The sequence below is a fragment of the Methylobacterium symbioticum genome, assembly GCF_902141845.1.
Classification (GTDB): domain Bacteria; phylum Pseudomonadota; class Alphaproteobacteria; order Rhizobiales; family Beijerinckiaceae; genus Methylobacterium; species Methylobacterium symbioticum.
Map to the genome: position 1 here is coordinate 16808 of NZ_CABFPH010000024.1, position 18986 is coordinate 35793.

Genomic DNA, 18986 nt, shown 5'->3' on the forward strand with positions numbered 1-18986 from the left:
GCGCCCGGCGGTCCCGGTCAGGTCCGGCTCGGAGGCAGCGTCTGCGAGTCCGGCGTCACCTTCGCCCCGGGGCGGACGCGGGCGAGGCCGTTGATGACCACGGTCTCGTCGCCCTTCAGCCCCTCGCGGATCACCCGATAGCCGTCGACCTTGGGCCCGAGCTTGACCTCGCGGGCCGAGGCGGTGCCGTCCTCGGAGACGAGGTAGACGATGCGCTTGTCCTGGTTGGCGGAGATCGCCTCGTCGGGCAGCAGCACGCCCTGGAAGGGCTTGGTCGCCGGCATCGAGACGATGCCGAACAGGCCCGGCTTGATGAACCCGTCCGGGTTCTCGACGGTGGCGCGCAGGAGCACCGTGCCGGTGGCGTTGTCGACGCGGTTGTCCACGAAGTCGAGGGTGCCCTTGCGGGTCGGCTTCTCGTCCCCGGTGAGCGCGATCATGATCGGCACGCCCTTGCCGCGCTGGGTCTGGCCCATGCCGATGTCGAGGCTGCGCTGGTACTTGAGGAAGGATTTCTCGTCGACGGTGAAGCCGAAATAGATCGGATCGAGCGAGACGATCGTGGTCAGCATCGTCTGGTCGGTGATGACGATGTTGCCTTCCGTGACGCGGCGCTGGCTGATGCGTCCGTTGATCGGCGACTTCACCTCGGTGAAGTCGTAGTTGAGCTGGGCGTTGCGCAAGGCCGCCTCGGCGCTGTCCACGTCCGCCTGCGCCGTCTGCGAGGCCTGCCGGCGCTGGTCGGTGACCTGCTCGGAGATGTTGCCGCCCCGCGACAGGGTCTGGGCGCGCTCCAGATCCGTCTGCGTGAAGGACAGGCGCGCCTTGGCCGAGGTCAGCGCGGCCTGGGCCTGCTCCAGGGCCGCCTTGTACGGCCGGCGGTCGATCACGAAGAGCACGTCGCCCTTCTTCACGGTGGCGCCGTCCGTGAACTGGATCTTGTCGAGGTAGCCGGTGACGCGGGCGCGCACCTCGACGAACTCGATCGGGTCGAACCGGCCCGTATACTGGTCCTGCTCCACGATCTCGCGGACCACGGGCTTGGCCACCGTCACCTTGGGCGGCGGACCGCCCGGAGCCTGGGCGAGGGCCGCGCCGCCGGGATATGCGGCGAGCGCGGCGAGGAGCGGGAGGAGGCGGACGAGCCGGCTGCGCATGGTGTGGTCCCTGAGCATCGGCCCGCCGGAAGCGGCGGAGCCTGCGGGCGGGGATGCATGGTCTGAGGGTTCCGAAACGGAGTCCCGCACGCTGGCGGGCGCGGGCCGGATCCGGCTCCTGCGCCCTAGTCCTTCGCGCGAACCCGGGTTGTGCGTCACCGCACACGGCGTCGCCGGTCCGCCGGTTCGTCCCGGCGAAAACGGACCGGTCTGCGGATTACTCAACCGCCTCACCGGCGGCGTACCAGTCCTTGAAGCCGCCGCGGTAATGCTCCTCGGTGGCGTGCCCGGCGCTCTGCATGGCCTGGAGCGCGTGGAGCGAGCGCACGCCCGCGGCGCAGGCGAAGACCGGGCGGCGCCCGTCCTGCCGGATCAGCTCGGAGAGGGCCGCCGGATCGAAGACGGAGAGCGGGTGGGTGACGGCGCCGGGGATGTGGCCGCCCGCATATTCGTGGGGCTCGCGCACGTCGATCACCAGCATCGTCCCGTCGGCGAGCCCCTTCTTGACCGTATCCCGGTCGAGATCGACCACACGCATCGGCAGACTTCCTCCCGCAGGCGGGCCCCGGCCGGGACACCGCTGCCATCCTCGGTTCCGCGGGTCCCGCGGGCGCCATGCGCCTCCGCATCCGGGTGGGACCGCGGCGGTCCGGCCCGATCCGCCGGAGGCCGCGCGGCGGCGAAAAGCGCCGCGCTTTCGGTAGGCTGACGCTTTTCCTTATTCATCAGCCTCGCCCGGCGCAACACAGCGTCGTGATCGCGGCCGGCGCCGCGGCACCGAGCCGCTCTCCGGCGAGGCGGTCCCCTTTCCCGCCGGGACGCGCTATCGTGCCGCCATGCTCGGCCCGCTCACGCTCCGCCCGGCCCAGGCCGCGCTCGCCGTCCTCCCCCTGCTCGCCGCGGCGCCCGCCGCTCCGCCCGCGGCCGCGCAAGGCCCCGCGGTGCTGGAGCGGGCGCCCGCGGCAGCGGAGAAACAGCCCGCGGCCCGGGACCCCGTCCCGATCCCCTCCCAGGAGGCGCGGATCCTGCCCGCGCTCGCCGCCCGCGGCATGGTCGCCTCGCAGGAGGCCCGGGCCACGCGGATCGGCGTCGCGGTGCTGAAGCAGGGCGGCAACGCGGTGGACGCCGCGGTGGCGGTGGGCTTCGCCCTCGCCGTGACCCTGCCGCAGGCGGGCAATCTCGGCGGCGGCGGCTTCATGCTCGTGCATCTCGCCGACCGCAACGAGACGGTGGCGATCGACTATCGCGAGACCGCGCCGCAGGCCGCCACCGCCGACATGTTCCTGAAGGCCGACGGCGAGCCCGACCGCGACGCCTCGACCAAGGGCGGCAAGGCCGTCGGCGTGCCCGGCACCGTGCGGGGCCTGGCCGAGGCGCATCGCCTCTATGGCTCGGGCAAGCTCAGCCTCGCCGAGCTGATCGCCCCGGCCGAGCGCCTCGCCCGCGAGGGGATCGGCGTCGAGGGGGGCCTGGCCGATTCGCTGCCGCAGGTGGCGGGCCTCCTCGGACGCTGGCCCTCGACCCGGGCGGTGTTCTTCAACGGCGACCGCGTGCGCGGCCGGGGCGAGACCCTGGTCCAGACCGACCTCGCCGACACCCTGAGGACGATCGCCGAGCAGGGGCCGGACGCCTTCTACCGGGGCCCGATCGCGGAGCGGATCGCCGCCGCAGTGACGGCGGCCGGCGGCGTCATGACGCCGGAGGATCTCGCCGGCTACGCGGTCGAGCTGCGCAAGCCCGTGCGCGGCTCCTATCGCGGCTACGACATCGTCTCGATGCCGCCGCCCTCCTCGGGCGGCATCCATCTGATCCAGATCCTCAACATCCTGGAGGGGTTCGACCTCGCCGGGATGGGCGCGGGCTCGGCCGCCTCCCTGCACGTCCTCGCCGAGGCGATGAAGCCGGCCTATGCCGACCGCGCGACCTATCTCGGCGACCCGGACCGGGTGAAGGTGCCGGTCACGGGCCTGCTGTCCAAGGCCTACGCCGCCACCCTGCGCGCCGCCATCGACCCGCAGCGGGCGCGCCCCGCCGACGCGATCCGGGCCGGCGATCCGCTCCCTTACGAATCCGATCAGACCACGCATTTCTCGGTGGTGGACGCGGCCGGCAACGCGGTGGCCAACACCTACACCCTCAACTTCTCCTACGGGATCGGCCTGATCGCCGAGGGTACCGGCGTCCTCCTCAACAACGAGATGGACGACTTCTCGGCCAAGACCGGCGCACAGAACGCCTACGGGCTCGTCGGCAGCGACGCGAACGCGGTGGCGCCGGGCAAGCGCCCGCTCTCCTCGATGACGCCGACCTTCGTGTTCCGGGACGGGCGCCTGTTCCTCGTCACCGGCAGCCCCGGCGGCAGCCGCATCATCACCACGGTGCTGCAGGTCATCGTGAACCTGATCGACTTCCGCATGAACCTCGCCGAGGCGGTGACCGCCCCGCGCATCCACCATCAATGGCGTCCGGACGCGCTGCGCGTCGAGGAAGGCCTCTCGCCGGACACCCTGGCCCTGCTCCGGGCAAAGGGGCACCCGGTGACGGTCGGCGCGACCTCGGGCTCGGCCAATTCCGTGATGCGCCTCGACGGCCTGCTCGCCGGCGCCTCCGACCCGCGCCAGCGCAGCACGCTGGCGGACGGGTATTGAGGGCGGGCTTGGTCCGGGGGGCGAAGGCGAGCTAAAGGGGCTCGGAATCCGCACGGGTCCCCATGCTCTTCCTCCGCTCCCTCGCCTTCAACCTCGGCTTCTACGCGCTGACCACACTCGTCGCGCTCGGCTGCCTGCCGGCCCTCGTGGCCCGGCGCCCGGTGCTCGGCGTGGCGCGGCTCTGGGCCCGCGGCACGATCTGGCTGCTGCGGGTCGCGGCCGGCATCCGGGTCGAGTTCCGCGGGCTGGAGAACATCCCCAAGGGGCCGCTCCTCGTCGCGGCCAAGCACCAGTCGGCCCTGGAGACCCTGGCGCTCTGCGCGATCTTCCCGGAATTCGCCTATGTCCTGAAGCGGGAGCTGCTCTTCATCCCGGTGGTCGGCTGGTACCTGTCGCGCGGCGGCATGGTCGCGATCGACCGCTCCAAGGGCAACCGCGCCATGGCCCTGATGAACGCGGCCGCCGCCGAGGCGATCGCGCATGGGCGCCAGCTCATCGTCTTCCCCGAGGGCACGCGCCGGCCGACCAACGCACCGCCGGTCTACAAGCAGGGCCTGTCGCATCTCTACGCGGCGCTCCGCGTGCCCTGCCTGCCGGTGGCGCTCAATACCGGCCTGTTCTGGCCGCGCCGCGGCTTCCTGCGCCTGCCGGGGACGGCGGTGATCGAGGTCCTGCCGCCGATCCAGCCGGGGATGGAGCGCGCCGCCTTCCACGCCACGGTGCTGGAGCGCATCGAGACCGCCTCGAACGCCCTGCTTGATGCCGGACGGGCGGAACTCGCCGCGAACGGCCATTCCGTGCCCGGCCCGCAGGCCGAGACCGCGGCTCGCAGCCCGGCCGCCCGGTAAGGTCGCCGCCCCCCAGTGGTGACGGATCTCGGCGCCGTCCCCTTGACAATGTTCCTGTTTTGTGCTCATTTGCTTGCACCTGCCGCCCGGTAGCTCAGGCGCGAGTCTGAGCTGTCTCACGGGGGCCCGTCCCGGGGACCGACCGGGAGGGGCGCGGACGGCGGGGCGGTGCCCGCGTCACCGGCCTCGGATCCGGCCGGTGCCCCGGGCGGCGTGCCGACGCAAGGTCTGCTCGGATCCGGGCGGTGAGGCGGGCTGAGGAAATGCGCCCGTCCCGACCCGGCTCTGGGGGATCGCCAGAGACTCGCCGGCCCGACCCACTAGGAGGCGGGCCTCGCGCCGGACGGGCGTATGTCAGCGTGCACGGGGTTCCCGTCCCGACAGGGACCGGACCCGGCCAGCGGCAGTCGCGAGGTCGGAGGACGCCGGGACAGACACCGCGACGACAAGACGGATGGGCGGGCTTGCAGCAGGGCCTCTCATCCGCGGGACGCCGGGGAGCCGGCTTGTGCAACGTTGCGTTCAGGGCTCCGCGGCGTCCCGCGTCACCCCGACCGCGCCAGCCATGCCCCCGGCGGATGATCCGCGCGGGGCTAAAAGCACGTGCGCACCACGACAGACCCCCTCTCCCGTTCGGGAGAGGGTTGGGGTGAGGGATGAGAAGCTTCAGGGCCTGTCACGCCGATGCCGCTGCGCCGTCGAGCCCTGTCCTGATAATTCTCGACCCTCACCCTGTCCCTCTCCCGAACGGGAGAGGGGACCCGCGCCCCGTCCGGACCCCTTGCTCCCCTCACCCGACCCTCGCTCACGCGAGGGCCACCCTCTCCCGCAGAGGGGAGAGGGGGCGCGCGTCCGGATTCGCGACAGGCCCCCTTCACACCGGTTCGGGACCACATTCCCGGCAGGGACAGATCCGGAGAAGGTCACGCTCCGAGCCAAGCGCGCTCCGCGCTCCCCTGTGCGCCAGCGCACGCGGCAAGCTGCCGCTCCGGCCTCGTGCGCGCTTGCGTGCGCCCAGGGAAATCCCATCTCAGGCCTATGATCCGGCGGCCTTGACGCCTGTGGAGAACGCAGGGTAGAACGGAACAAATGGCGAACAAACGAGCCCTGTCCTGGTCGGCCGCGCTCCGCGACCTGAAGGACGATCGCACACGGAGGCAGGACGTGCGGGAAGAACGCCTCAGAACGACGGCCGGCCTGCGTGGCAGCCCGGCGCTCGCGCTCTCGGCCTGGCGGGGCCGCTCGGGCAAGCGCTACGTGGTGGGCGTGCACGCCCTCGAGGAGCCGGACCTCTCCGAGATCGGCGAGGCCGTGGTCATGGCCGTGCGGCGCGACACCGCCGGCATCGCCCAGCTCGTCTCGGTGGCGAGCTCCGGCGAGAGCCCGCGCGAGCACCTGCAGCGCACCTGGCTCGCCCGGGTCCGGACCTCCGGCGCGACCGAGATGCACGTCCACCGCCTCGCCGAGGACGAGGCCGCCCGTGCCGCCATCGTCGAGGACCTGTCGGTCGAGGGAGCCTGAACCGACCGGCACCCCGCCCGAGGCCGCGCCCTGCCCTCCACCCCTTGCATCGTCCCGCGCATTGCGGGAGGGGGAACGGGCCGGCCGCGTGCCGGCGGCGACGAGGCGAGGATTCATGGCGCAGAACGGCGCGAACCCGGCCGGCGGCCTCACCGAGGCCCCGCCTCCCGCAAGCCGGCGGCGCGGCCGCCTCGGCCTGTTCCTGCCCTTCATCCTGCTGGGCCTCGTCGTCGCGCTCTGGTCGGCCGGCTGGTTCTACGTCCGCGACCGGGCGGGCCGTGAGATCGACCTCTGGCTCGCCCGCGAGGCCGCCGCCGGCCGGACCTGGACATGCGCCGACCGCGCGATCACCGGCTACCCGTTCCGGCTGGAACTGCGCTGCGCCTCCCTGGCGCTGGCCCGCTCGGATGGCGGCTTCACCCTCGGGCCGCTCACCGTCCTCGTCCAGATCTACCAGCCGCGCCACGCCCTGTTCGAGGCGGCGGGCCCATTCCAGGCCCGCCAGGGCGACCTGACCGGCGAGGCCCGCTGGAGCGCCCTGCGCGGCAGCTTCCACGGCACGGCGGACGGCTTCCTGCGCGCCTCGCTGGCGATCGACAAGCCGCAGATCGACGTGGCCGGGGCCGTGCCGGAGCCCGTCTCGGTCTCGGCCCAGCATCTGGAACTGCATGCCCGCCCGACGCCCGGTCGCTTCGACAGCGACGGGGCGGTCGATATCAGCCTGCGCCTCACCCAGGCGCTCGCGCCGATCGCCGACGCGCTCGTCGGCAACCGCGACCCCGCCGACCTCGCCCTCGACGCGACCCTGACCCGGGCGACCGTGCTGCGCACCGGAACCGTGGCGCGGGAACTCGAGACGTGGCGCCAGGCCGAGGGCAGCCTCGACATCGCGGGCCTGTCGCTGGTCAAGGGGCCGAACCGCATCCAGGCCAAGGGCAGCCTCGACATCGACGAGGCCCACCGCCCCGCCGGGCAGATCGAGCTGCGCGCCGCGGGCGTCGAGGGGCTGGTCGCCGGCCTCGTCGGCCAGCGCTACGGCGCGGATCGCGGCGCCCTCGTCGGCAACCTGATCGGCGGCCTCCTCGGCGGCCTCGCCAAGCCGCGCGGGGCCGAGGCCGCGGCCCCGGGCGAGGCGCCGCTGAAGCCCCTGCCCCCCTTGCGCCTCGTGGAGGGGCGCCTCCTGTTCGGCCCCTTCCAGATCCCGAACGTGCGCCTGCCCGCCCTCTACTGAATCCGGGATTCCAAAGGGATCATCCCTTTGGCGGGTCCAGGGCAGAGCCCTGGGGCCTCTCGTCAGGGCTTCGCCCCGACACCCCACCGAAGGGACTCAGTCCCTTCGGGATCCCGGATTTCGGGCGAAGGCGTCGGCCTGGGCGCGGATCACCGCGACGGCGCGGGCGATGCCGGCGCGGTCCACGTCGAGATGGGTGGTGGCGCGGATCTGCTCGCCGATCGCCCGCACGCGCACCCCTTGCGCGCGGCAGGCCTCCGCGAAGGCGGCGGCCGGCACGCCGAGCCCGGCCACCGAGAAGCTGAGGATGTTCGACTGGCCCGCCTCCGGCTCGAAGGCGAGGCCCGGCGCGCCTTCGAGCCCCTCGCGCAGGCGGCGGGCATTGGCGTTGTCCTCGGCGAGCTGGTCGAGATGGTGGTCGAGGGCGTAGAGCCCGGCCGCCGCCAGCACGCCGCTCTGGCGCATGGCCCCGCCGAGCCGGTATTTCCAGCGCCACGCCTCGGTGACGAAATCCCTCGTCCCGCACAGGACGGCGCCGACCGGGCAGCCGAGCCCCTTGCTGAGGTCGATCCAGGCGCTGTCGAACCCCTCCGCATAGGTGCGCGCCGGGATACCGGTGGCCGCGACGGCGTTGAGGAGCCGCGCCCCATCGATATGCGCCTTGAGACCCCGGTCCCGCGCGAGGTCGCGGATCGCGCGCATGGTGTCGAGCTCCCAGATCGAGCCGCCGGAGAAGCTCGTGGTCTGCTCGACCGAGATCAGGGCCGAGCGCGGCGCCGTACGCTGGGGCGCGCGGATCGCGGCCTCCGCCTGCTCCGGCGTGTAGAGCCCGTTGCGCGTCGGCAGGGGCCGGACCGAAACGCCGCCGATCGCCGCCGCACCCGCGGCCTCGGTGTTGTAGATGTGGGACTGGTCGTCGACGATGATCTCGTCGCCCGCCCGGGTCTGGACCAGGATCGCGGCGAGGTTGCACATCGTGCCCGAGGGCATGAACACGGCATCCTCCATGCCGAGGAGGTCGGCGACCCGCGCGCAGAGGGCGTTGGTGGTCGGATCCGAGCCCGATTGCTCGTCGCCGACCTCGGCCCGGGCCATGGCCTCGCGCATGCCGGGCGTCGGACGGGTCTGGGTATCGCTGAACAGATCGACGGTCACGGTCACTCTCTCGCGGCATGCGGCAACGGTGCCGGGCAGACCGCGCCCGGCGCAGGTCTTATAGAACACGCTCCTGGCCCAGATCGAAGGCGAGACCATGGGAGCAAGCGCCCGGCCGACCAACGGCCCCTCTGCGGAGGTCTCGGAGCTGGAACGGCGCCTCGCCAAAGGCGTGCGGGGCGCGGTGCGCTTCGATGCCTTCAGCCGCGGGCGCTACAGCACCGACGCCTCGATCTACCAGATCATGCCGACCGGAATCGTGCTGCCGCGGGACGCCGAGGATGTGGCGGCCTGCTTGGCGATCGCGGGCGAGCAGGGCGTGCCGGTCGTCATGCGGGACGGAGGCACCTCGCAGAACGGGCAGCCGATCGGCGCGGGGCTGATCCTCGACTGCTCGCGCCACTTCAACCGGATCCGCGCCTACGATCCGGACGCCGGCACCGTCACGGTGGAGCCCGGTATCGTGCTGGAGCGGCTGAACGCGCGGGTGAAGGCGGATGGCTGGTTCTTCCCCGTCGAGCCCTCCACCGCGAGCCGCTGCACCATCGGCGGCATGGCCGGCAACAATTCCTGCGGCGCCCGCTCGCTGCGCTTCGGCAAGATGAGCGACAACGTGCTCGGCCTCGAGGCGCTCTTCCACGACGGCGAGCCCTTCGGCTTCGGCCTCACCGGCAACGATGCGGAGGGCGTCATCGGCTCGGGCCGGGCCGCCGATCTCGCCCGGCGCATGCTGGCCCTGGCCGGCGCCCACCGCGAGGAGATCGAGCGGGTCTACCCGAAGGTGCAGCGCCGGGTCGGCGGCTACAACCTCGACAGCCTGATCGAGCCGCGCCCGAACCTCGCCCATCTCCTCGTCGGCTCGGAGGGGACGCTCGCCGCCACCACGGCGGTGACGCTGAAGCTCTCACGGCTGCCGGCGCACCGGGTGATGGGGGTGTGCCACTTCCCCTCCTTCCGCGCCGCGATGGAGACCACGAAAGCCATCGTCGACCTCGCGCCGGTGGCGGTCGAGCTCGTGGACAACAACGTGCTGGTGCTGGGCGCCGACATCCCGCTCTTCCGCACGACGCTCGCCGACATCACCAGGGGGCAGCCGAACTGCCTGCTGCTGACCGAGTTCGCAGGCGACGACCTCGCCGCCCTGAGGCGGGACCTCAAGCGCCTCGACGCCTGCATGAGCGATCACGGCTTCCCGGACGCGGTGGTCGAGGTGGTCGAGCCGGCCCGCCAGCGCACCGTCTGGGAGGTCCGCGAGGCCTGCCTGAACATCATGATGTCGATGAAGGGCGACGCGAAGCCGGTCTCCTTCATCGAGGATTGCGCGGTGCCTTTGGAGCATCTCGCCGACTATACGGATGCCGTCACCGAGGTGTTCTCGAAGCACGGCACCCGCGGCACCTGGTACGCCCACGCCTCGGTCGGCTGCCTGCACGTGCGGCCGATCCTCGACATGAAGCAGGGCGGCGACGTCGCCCGGATGCGCGCCATCGCCGAGGAGACCGCCGAGCTGGTGCGCCGCTATCACGGCTCCTATTCCGGCGAGCACGGCGACGGGATCTCGCGCTCGGAATTCGTCGAGCCGCTGTTCGGGGCGCGCCTGACCCGGGCCTTCGAGACGGTGAAGGACGGGTTCGACCCGGAGAACCGCCTCAACCCCGGCAAGATCGTGCGCGCCCCGAAATTCGACGACCGCGCCCTGTTCCGGTTCAAGCCGGATTACCGGGTCGCGGCGCCGGCCAAGCCCGTGCTGGACTGGTCGGATTGGGGCGGGTTCGGCCCGGCCGTCGAGATGTGCAACAACAACGGCACCTGCCGGAAGCTCGCAGGGGGCGCGATGTGCCCCTCCTACCGGGCGACGGGCGAGGAGCAGCACCTCACCCGCGGACGCGCCAACTCACTGCGGCTCGCCATCTCCGGCCAGCTTGGGGCCGATGCCTTCACCTCACCTGAGATGAAGCGGACGCTCGACCTCTGCGTCTCCTGCAAGGCCTGCCGTCGGGAATGCCCCACCGGGGTCGACATGGCCCGGATGAAGATCGAGTTCCTGCATCATTACCATGCCCGCCACGGCCTGCCCCTGCGCGAGCGGCTGGTGGCCGAGCTGCCGCGCTATGCCGGCCTGGCGGGGAAGCTCGCCCCACTCCTCAACCTGCGCGACCGACTGCCGGTGCTCGCCCGGCTCTCCGAGCAGATGGCGGGCCTCTCCGCCCGCCGCTCCCTGCCGCGCTGGGGCCGGCCCTGGCGCGAGACGGGGGAGTTCGCCCCCCCGCACGACGTCCCCGGCGACTTCCGCGACATCGTCCTGTTCGGCGACACCTTCACCCGCGCCTTCGAGCGCGAGAATCTGGAGGCCGCCGAGCGGGTGCTGCGCGCCGCCGGCTACCGCCTGCATCGCGTCGGCCCCGCGACGGGGCGCCGCCCGCTCTGCTGCGGCCGGACCTATCTCGCCTCCGGCCAGACCGACCGGGCCCGGGCCGAGGCGCGGCGGACCCGCGACGCGCTGCTGCCCTACGCACGGGCCGGGGCGCGCATCGTCGGGCTCGAGCCCTCCTGCCTGTTCACCTTCCGCGACGAGTTCCTGGCGCTCCTGCCCGGCACCGAGACCCGGGCGCTGGCGGAGAAGGCCGTGCTGTTCGAGGAGTTGCTCGCCGCCGATCTCGCGGCGGGCCGGATCGACCTGAACCTCGCCGACCAGGGCGGACGGGTCGCACATCTGCACGGGCACTGCCACCAGAAGTCGTTCGGGGCGTTCGGGCCGGTCGAGACCGTGCTGCGCCGGGTGCCGGGCCTCGACGTGCGCGTCATCGAATCGAGCTGCTGCGGCATGGCCGGCGCCTTCGGCTACCGGGCCGACACGATCGACGTGTCCTTCGCGATGGCCGAATTGTCGCTGTTCCCGGCCTTGCGCCAGGCGGGTCCGGACGACCTCGTCGTGGCCGACGGCACCAGCTGCCGCCACCAGATCCACGACGGCCTCGGCCGGCAGGCGGAGCATGTGGCCCGCGTGCTCGACCGGGCGCTCATCGGATCCTGAGGGCCGCTTGCCTGGAAGGGGGCGGCCAGCGGTCCAGAAAGCGATTCAAGTGAGGCTCGGGTCCCCTCTCCCGTTCGGGAGAGGGACAGGGTGAGGGGTGAGAATTCTACGGATAGGTCGCGAGGGTGAAGCGGCTCCGTCGAGCCCTTCCCTGAAAGTTCTCATCCCTCACCCCAACCCTCTCCCGAACGGGAGAGGGGGCTCGTTGCGGTTCCGCGGGGTTCCGGAAGCAGGGTTTTCCACGCCCGCGGAGGGGAGGGTCGAGAGCCCCTCAGCGCTCCGCGCGGATCAGCCCGCGCAGCATCTCGACCATGCGGCGGATCTCGTCGGGCGTGGAGATGAAGGGCGGGCCCATGGCGATGGTGTCGCCGGTGAAGCGGAGCAGGATGCCCTCGCGCAGGCCGCGCTCGAAGATCGCCCGCGCGCGGGCGCCGGGCTCGGAGCGGGGCTCCAGGTCGATCGCGGCGGTCAGCCCGATATTGCGGATGTCGCGCAGGCCGGTCTCGCTGCGCAGGTCGTGGACCGCGCTCTCCAGCACGCCCTCCAGCTCGCGCACGCGGCCGAACAGGTCCTCCTCCTCCATCACGTCGAGGGTGGCATGCGCCACCGCCGCGGCGAGCGGGTGGCCGGAATAGGTGTAGCCGTGGAACAGCTCCACCGCGCCGGCCGGCCCCTGCATGAAGGTCTCGTAGATGTCCTTGCGCACGATGACGCCGCCCATCGGCACGATGCCGTTGGTGATGCCCTTGGCGAAGGTGATCATGTCCGGGATCACGTCGAAGCGCTGGGCGGCGAAGGGCGCGCCCATGCGGCCGAAGCCGGTGATGACTTCGTCGAAGATCAGCAGGATGCCGTGCTTGGTGCAGATCTCGCGCAGGCGCTGCAGGTAGCCGCGCGGCGGCACGATCACCCCGGCCGAGCCCTGGACCGGCTCGACGATGACGGCGGCGATCGTCGCCGCATCGTGGAGCGCCACCAGCCGCTCAAGGTCGTCGGCGAGGTGGCCGCCCCATTCCGGCTGGCCCTTCGAGAAGGCCATCTCGGCATAGTCGTGGGTGTGGCGCAGATGGTCGACGCCCGGGATCATCGCGGTCGCGAACATCTTGCGGTTGGCGACCATGCCGCCGACCGACATGCCGCCGAAGCCGACCCCGTGATAGCCCTTCTCGCGGCCGATCATGCGGAAGCGTCCGGCCTCGCCGCGCAGGCGGTGATAGCCCAAGGCGATCTTGAGGGCGGTATCGACCGATTCCGAGCCGGAATTGGCGAAGAAGACATGGTCGAGCCCGTCCGGCGCCATGTCGGCGACGCGCTCGGCCAGCCGCAGGGTCACCGGATTGCTCATCTGGAAGGCGGTGCAGTAGTCGAGGGTCTGGGCCTGCCGGGTCAGGGCCTCGACGATGCGCGGATGGCCGTGGCCGATGGGGCAGCACCACAGGCCGGACAGGCTGTCGAACAGCTCGTGCCCCTCCGCCGTGCGGTAATAGGCGCCCTTGGCCGAGACGAGGATGCGCGGGCTCGGATCGGCCTTGAAGTGGCGGTTCGCGGTGAACGGCAGCCAGTAGGGCTCGACGTTGAGCTGGCGGTCGTCGCCCTGCGCCTCGATATGCTGGTCCATGCCGTCCTCGCGTCCGCCTCGATCGGGATGCCCTGTTATCGCCCGGAACAGGGCGACCTGCCTATCGACAGTTCTGGCCCTGAGGCGTGCAGCTGTATCGCCGGCGAGATATCGACAGTTCGGCTTCTCCGCGGCCGCGCGCGCCTCTCCGCTTTGCCGTGGGGATGATCCAGGCTAGGCAAGCGGCCGGTCTGCGGATGGACACTGTCTATGTTCACACTCGATCCGGACAGTGCGACGCCGCTCGTCACGCAGCTGGTCGAAGGCGTCTCGGAGCGGGTCCGCGGCGGCGGGCTGGCGCCCGGAGCGCGCCTGCCCTCGGTCCGCAGGCTCGCGGCCCAGTGCGGGGTCAGCACGCTCACCGTGTCCAACGCCTATAACCGACTCGTCGCCGACGGGCTGCTCGAGGCGCGCCGGGCGAGCGGCTACTTCGTCTCGGCGCGCCTCATCCCGCCCCGCACGGCCGAGCGCCGGCCCGCGCGCGATCGCCCCGTCCCGGTCTCGCTCGATTCCGGCTGGCTGCTGCAGCGGGTCTATGAGGAGGACGCGCCGACCATCAAGGCGGGCTGCGGCTGGCTGCCCGACAGCCACCTGTTCGCCGACGGGATCAAGCAGGCCCTCTCGGGCCTCGCCCGCCGGCCGGACCGGCTGGTGCTGCGCTACGGCCACCCCCTCGGCTACGCCCCCTTGCGCCGGGCGATCCAGCTCCTGCTCGCCCAGCGCGACATCGGCTGCGAGCCCGACCAGATCGTGCTGACCCACGGCGCCAGCCAGGCCCTCGACCTGACCATGCGCGCCTTCCTGCAGCCCGGCGACGTCGCCCTGGTGGACGATCCCGGCTACTGCAACCTCTATCCCCTGCTCCACGCCATGGGCGTGCGCATCGTCGGCGTGGAGCGCACGGTGCAGGGCCCCTCCATCGCCGCGCTCCAGGCGCTGGCCGAGCGCCACCGCCCGAAGCTGTTCTTCACCAACACCAACTTCCACAACCCGACCGGCACGGCCTGCGCGCCGGGCACCGCCTACCAGATCCTGCGCATCGCCGAGCGGCACGACATGCTGGTGGTCGAGGACGACATCTTCTCCTCCTTCGCGGCGGAGACGGCGCCGAGCATCGCGAGCCTCGATCAGCTCGGGCGGGTCATCCATGTCGGCAGCTTCTCGAAGACGATCTCGCCCTCGCTCCGGGTCGGCTATCTCGCCTGCAGCCCCGAGAACGCCCAGCGCCTGCTGCATCTGAAGATGGCGATGGGCCTGACCAGCTCCGAGATCGCGGAGAGCCTGGTCCACGCGATCCTCGCCGAGGGGCATTACCGCCTGCACATCGCGCGGCTCCGGGAGAAGCTCGCCGCCGAGCAGAAGAGCGTGGCCGACGCACTCATCGGGGTCGGCATGCGCCTGTTCCACCGGCCGACCAACGGAATGTTCCTCTGGGCCGGCTTCGACGATTGCCCGGACGTGCCCGGCCTCGCCCAGCGCGCAGCCGCGGAGGGGATCATGCTGGCGCCCGGCCAGCTGTTCCGGGCGCATCAGGAGCCCACACCCTTCCTGCGCTTCAACGTGGCCCACGCCAACGCCGCGCCGCTGTTCCGTTTCCTCGAACGAGCGCGGCGCGCGGCCTGAGCCGACGGCCGCGCTTCGTCTTGCCGCTGTAGCGTGCGCGTGCCACATCCCGGCCGATTCGACCGATTGGGGATGAGATGCACAATCTGGAACGCGCGTTCGAGCGGGCGCTGTTCGCCTGCCGCTGGCTGCTGGCACCGTTCTACGCGGCGCTGGCGATCGGCCTCGTGGTGCTGCTCGTGAAGCTCCTGCAGGAGCTCGCGCATTTCATCCTGCACGCCATCGAGTCGAACGAGGCTCAGACCATCCTCGGCGTACTGACGCTGGTGGACCTCTCGTTCACGGCCTCGCTGCTGATCATCGTGATGTTCTCAGGCTACGAGAACTTCGTCTCGAAATTCGACCATACGGACCACAAGGACTGGCCCGAATGGATGGGCACGATCGACTTCACCGGGCTGAAGCTGAAGCTGATGTCCTCGATCGTGGCGATCTCGGCGATCCAGCTCCTGAAATCCTTCATGGACGTGAAGGCCTATACCGACCGGGAGCTGTACTGGCTGGTCGGCATCCACATGGTCTTCGTGGTCTCCGGCATCCTGATGGCGCTCACCGACCGCATCGCGGCCGGCCACCACGACAAGTAGGAGGCCACCCGCCCGAGCATTCCCGTCCGCGACCTCCTCCTGAGGTGCTGACGCGAAGCGGCCACCTCAGGAGGAGGGGCGTGGATGGGATGAGGGGACGGAATGCCCCCTCACGCCGCCTCGGCCTGCGCCGCGCGCTCGCGGGCGAGCTTCACCACGCCGACCTGATCGACCTTGCCGGTGCCGAGCATCGGGATCCGGTCGAGCACCACCACCTCGGCGGGGATCGCGATCTCGGGTGCGCCGCGGCCCTTGGCGAAGCTCTGGTAGGCGGCCCGCGTCGCGTCCCTGGCTTCGGTGAACAGGATCAGCCGCTCGCCCTTGCGCGCGTCCGGCACGGCGGCCACCGCGCTCGGGATCTCCGGCCAGAGCTCGGCCGCGAGCGCCTCGACGGTGGCGAGCGAGACCATCTCGCCCGCGATCTTGGCGAAGCGCTTGGCGCGGCCCTTGATCGTCACGAAGCCGAGGCCATCGATCGCCACGATGTCGCCGGTGTCGTGCCAGCCCTCCGGCGGCGGCTCCAGCACGCCGGGCGTGTCGGCGCGCAGGTAGCCCAGCATCACGTTGGGACCGCGCACGGAGAGACGGCCGCCCTCTTCGATGCCGGGCACCGGCTCCAGCCGCCATTCCATGCCGGGCAGGATGCGGCCGACCGTGCCGAAGCGGTTGAACATCGGCGTGTTGAGCGCGACCACGGGCCCGCATTCGGTGACGCCGTAGCCCTCCAGGATGCGCAGGCCGAACTTCTCGGACCAGGTCTGGCGGGTGGAGGCCTTCACCGCCTCGGCGCCGGCCACGACGTAGCGCAGGGAGCGCAGATCGTAGGCATTGGCGGCCTTCGCGTAGCCGCGCAGGAAGGTGTCGGTGCCGAACAGGACGGTGGCGTTCGAGCCGTAGATCAGCTCCGGCACGATCCGGTAGTGCAGCGGCGACGGGTAGAGATAGACCGGTACCCCTGAGACCAGCGGCAGGACGAGCCCGGCCGTCAGCCCGAAGGCGTGGAAGACGGGCAGCACGTTGAAGACCTTGTCGGTCGGCCCGAAATCGATCCGGGCGGCCACCTGCGCGGTGTTGGCCAGCATGTTGCGGTTGGCGAGCACCACGCCCTTCGGCGCGCCCTCGGAGCCGGAGGTGAACAGGATCGCCGCCGGGTCGTCGCCGCGGCGACGCACCAGCGGCGCGCGGGGCGAGAGCAGGCCGCGGATCTTGTCGCCCGTGCCGATCGTGGCGCGCACGTCCTCGAGGTAGACGATCTCGATCTGGCGCCCGACCTCCTCGACCATGGCGCCGAGACGGCCCTTCTCGATGAAGGCACGGGAGGTCAGGATCTTCGTCACCTCCGCCGCCTTGCAGGCGGAGAGGATGTTGGCCGCGCCCGCCGAGAAGTTGATCATCGCCGGCACGCGGCCACTGGAATTCAGCGCGAAGAAGGTCGCGGCGGCCGCGTTCGCATTCGGCAGCATCACGCCGATCGCCTTGCCCTCGGCGCAGAGCGGCATCAGCTTGCGGGCGAGGATGTTGGCGCCCATCACGAGGCGGCCGTAGGTGAGGGAGCCGGTGACCGGGTCCTCCACCGCGACGCGCCGCCAGCCGTGGCGCTCGCCGGCCTCGCACAGCGCCTGCATGGCGCCGCGGTCGAAATCCGTGGTGCGGAAGACGAGGTTCGACATGATCCCGTAGAGGGCCGCGCCCGCCGCCTGGCGCCGCGCCTTGCCCTTCAGGGCCGGATCGACCTCGAGCCGCACCGGGGGCAGGATCGTGACGACCACCTTCGGCCACCATTTGCGGCGGACCTGGGCGCGCGAGAGACGCGAGAACACGGTGCGCTCCAGGCCTTCGATGCGCACCGGCACCACCATCGCGCCCGACTTGTCGGCGATGAGCCCTGCGCCGTCATAGACCTTCATCAGGCTGCCGGTGACGGTGAGCCGGCCCTCGGGGAAGATGATCAGCGTCTCGCCGCTCTTCACGGCGTTGATCAGCGTGCGGGTGGCGAGGGGCCGCGTGGGATCGAGCGGCATCGCCTTGGTGATCTTCAGGAAGGGCTTCACCCACCAGCGCTGCGCGATGCCGTGGTCGATGGCGAAGACCGGCTCGGTGTCGAGGAGCGACAGGGCGAGCGGCGCATCGAGGAAGGAGACGTGGTTCAGCGCGACGATGGCGTTCGGCCCCGCCTGCTCGACATTCTCCAGGCCCCGCACCTCCAGCCGGTAGAAGGCCCGGAACAGGATCGAGAGCGCATCGCGGAACGGGCTCGTCGGCAGGGTCGCGAAGATCACGGCGCCGACGACGAGGTTCAGCACGGCCACGAGCGCGAGGAGCGTCGCGAGCGAGAGGCCGAGGCCCTGGAGCACGGCGAGCGCCAGGGTGCCGCCCACCATGAAGGCGGCGGTCAGCACGTTGACGGCGCCGATCACCCGGGCCCGCTTGGCCTTGTCGGTCCAGGCCTGCACCGCGGCGAAGGAGGGCACGATGTAGAGGCCGCCGGCCGTCGCGAGGCCCAGGAAGTCGACCGCCGCGCGCAGGCCCTCCGCCGTGCCGAGGAAGCCGAACGCGTCCAGCATCGGGCCGGAGGCCGGGGGCAGGCTCGCCACGGTCCAGGCGAGGTCAAGGCCGAACACGCCCATCAGCACGGCGCCGACCGGGGTCGGCAGCAGCACGATGCGCCCGCTCGCCAGCCAGGAGGCGAGGCCGGAGCCGAGCGCGATGCCGACCGAGAACACGGCGAGCAGCAGCGTGACCACGGTCTCGGAGCCGTTGAAGCGCTCCTTCACCAGGACGGGGAGCAGCGACAGGACCACCGCGCCGACGAGCCAGAACCAGCTCACGATGACCGAGCCGCGCCAGAGCCGGGTGTCGGCCCAGATGTCGCGCAGGAGTGCCGCGGTGGAGCGGGCGACGTTGCGGTCAACGTGCAAGTCCGGCGCGCCCTCGCCGGTCGCCGGGATCATCCGGGCCGAGAGCCAGCACAGCACGGCGAAGCCCATGATCAGGGCGCCGAAGGCGAGGCCCGAGCCGCCCATGGCGCTGGCGAGCCCCGCCACGATGGTGCCGAGCAGGATCGCCAGGAAGGTCGCGCCCTCCACCAGCGCGTTGCCGGCGGGCAATTCCTCGCGCTTCAGATGGTCGGGCAGGATGCCGTACTTGATCGGGCCGAACAGGGCCGCGATCACCCCGAACAGGCCGAGCGCGACGAAGAGCACCGGCACGGCATGGAGCACGAAGCCGAGCACCGCCGTGGCCGCCGCGAAGATCTCCGCGAATTTGAGCCGGCGCGCCATCAGCGCCTTGTCGTAGCGGTCGGCGAGCTCGCCGCCGAGCCCGGAGAGGATGAAGAACGGGCCGATGAACACCGCGCTCGCGAGCGTCACGAGCACGCCGGCATGGCCGCCGCTCTCCTGCCCGACCTTGAACAGGATCAGGAAGGCGAGCGCGTTCTTCAGGAAATTGTCGTTGAACGCCGAGAAGAACTGGCACCAGAACAGCGGCGCGAAACGCCGCGCGGTCATCAGCGATCGGAACATGGCGGTCTCTCCGGCTCAGCCATGACTGGCCCAGCCCGTA

The 18986-nt window shown here is 71.5% G+C and carries 12 protein-coding genes; 7 read left to right on the top strand and 5 right to left on the bottom strand.

Annotated elements, in window-relative coordinates; all coding sequences use genetic code 11:
* Positions 1-17 precede the first annotated feature (17 nt).
* Both MET9862_RS10565 and MET9862_RS10570 read right to left on the bottom strand, forming a co-directional pair.
* A complete protein-coding gene (locus MET9862_RS10565) occupies positions 18-1157 on the bottom strand; it encodes an efflux RND transporter periplasmic adaptor subunit (RefSeq protein ID WP_142582965.1) in 1140 nt (379 codons plus the stop codon).
* 217 nt (positions 1158-1374) lie between these two features.
* Entirely contained in the window at positions 1375-1695 is a 321-nt protein-coding gene (locus tag MET9862_RS10570) for a rhodanese-like domain-containing protein (protein ID WP_142582966.1), read from the bottom strand.
* 298 nt (positions 1696-1993) lie between these two features.
* On the opposite strand from MET9862_RS10570, the gene ggt reads away from it, so the two are divergent.
* From ggt to MET9862_RS10595, 4 genes are all read left to right on the top strand, one after another.
* Entirely contained in the window at positions 1994-3805 is a 1812-nt protein-coding gene (ggt, locus tag MET9862_RS10575) for a gamma-glutamyltransferase (protein WP_142582967.1), read from the top strand.
* A 62-nt stretch (positions 3806-3867) separates the two neighbouring features.
* Complete coding sequence (locus tag MET9862_RS10580; protein WP_142582968.1) at positions 3868-4653, top strand: lysophospholipid acyltransferase family protein; 786 nt, start codon at positions 3868-3870, stop codon at positions 4651-4653.
* 1089 nt (positions 4654-5742) lie between these two features.
* The gene (locus MET9862_RS10590; protein ID WP_142582969.1) at positions 5743-6174 is read left to right on the top strand and encodes a hypothetical protein; all 432 of its coding nucleotides are present in this window, start codon (positions 5743-5745) and stop codon (positions 6172-6174) included.
* Positions 6175-6289: 115 nt separating this feature from the next.
* Positions 6290-7405 carry a DUF2125 domain-containing protein gene (locus tag MET9862_RS10595; protein ID WP_142582970.1) on the top strand — a complete coding sequence of 372 codons (1116 nt, stop codon included), beginning with the start codon at positions 6290-6292 and terminating at the stop codon, positions 7403-7405.
* Between the two features lie 96 nt (positions 7406-7501).
* Here the strand turns inward: MET9862_RS10595 and MET9862_RS10600 are convergent, their stop codons facing one another.
* Positions 7502-8560, bottom strand: a complete 1059-nt coding sequence (locus MET9862_RS10600) for a threonine aldolase family protein (RefSeq protein WP_280178961.1) — start codon at positions 8558-8560, stop codon at positions 7502-7504.
* A 97-nt stretch (positions 8561-8657) separates the two neighbouring features.
* On the opposite strand from MET9862_RS10600, the gene MET9862_RS10605 reads away from it, so the two are divergent.
* Entirely contained in the window at positions 8658-11594 is a 2937-nt protein-coding gene (locus MET9862_RS10605; RefSeq protein WP_142582972.1) for an FAD-binding and (Fe-S)-binding domain-containing protein, read from the top strand.
* Between the two features lie 271 nt (positions 11595-11865).
* Here MET9862_RS10605 and aptA read toward each other — a convergent pair whose 3' ends face one another.
* A complete protein-coding gene (gene aptA / locus MET9862_RS10610; RefSeq protein WP_142582973.1) occupies positions 11866-13212 on the bottom strand; it encodes an omega-aminotransferase AptA in 1347 nt (448 codons plus the stop codon).
* Between the two features lie 210 nt (positions 13213-13422).
* Between aptA and MET9862_RS10615 the strand changes: the two genes are divergently transcribed.
* Together MET9862_RS10615 and MET9862_RS10620 are read left to right on the top strand one after the other, a co-directional pair.
* Positions 13423-14835 carry an aminotransferase-like domain-containing protein gene (locus MET9862_RS10615; protein ID WP_142582974.1) on the top strand — a complete coding sequence of 471 codons (1413 nt, stop codon included), beginning with the start codon at positions 13423-13425 and terminating at the stop codon, positions 14833-14835.
* 77 nt (positions 14836-14912) lie between these two features.
* Positions 14913-15422 carry a TIGR00645 family protein gene (locus tag MET9862_RS10620; RefSeq protein ID WP_142582975.1) on the top strand — a complete coding sequence of 170 codons (510 nt, stop codon included), beginning with the start codon at positions 14913-14915 and terminating at the stop codon, positions 15420-15422.
* 110 nt (positions 15423-15532) lie between these two features.
* On the opposite strand, the gene MET9862_RS10625 is transcribed toward MET9862_RS10620, so the two are convergent.
* On the bottom strand, positions 15533-18946 hold the full coding sequence (locus MET9862_RS10625; protein ID WP_142582976.1) for an acyl-[ACP]--phospholipid O-acyltransferase: 3414 nt from the start codon (positions 18944-18946) through the stop codon (positions 15533-15535).
* Positions 18947-18986 lie beyond the last annotated feature (40 nt).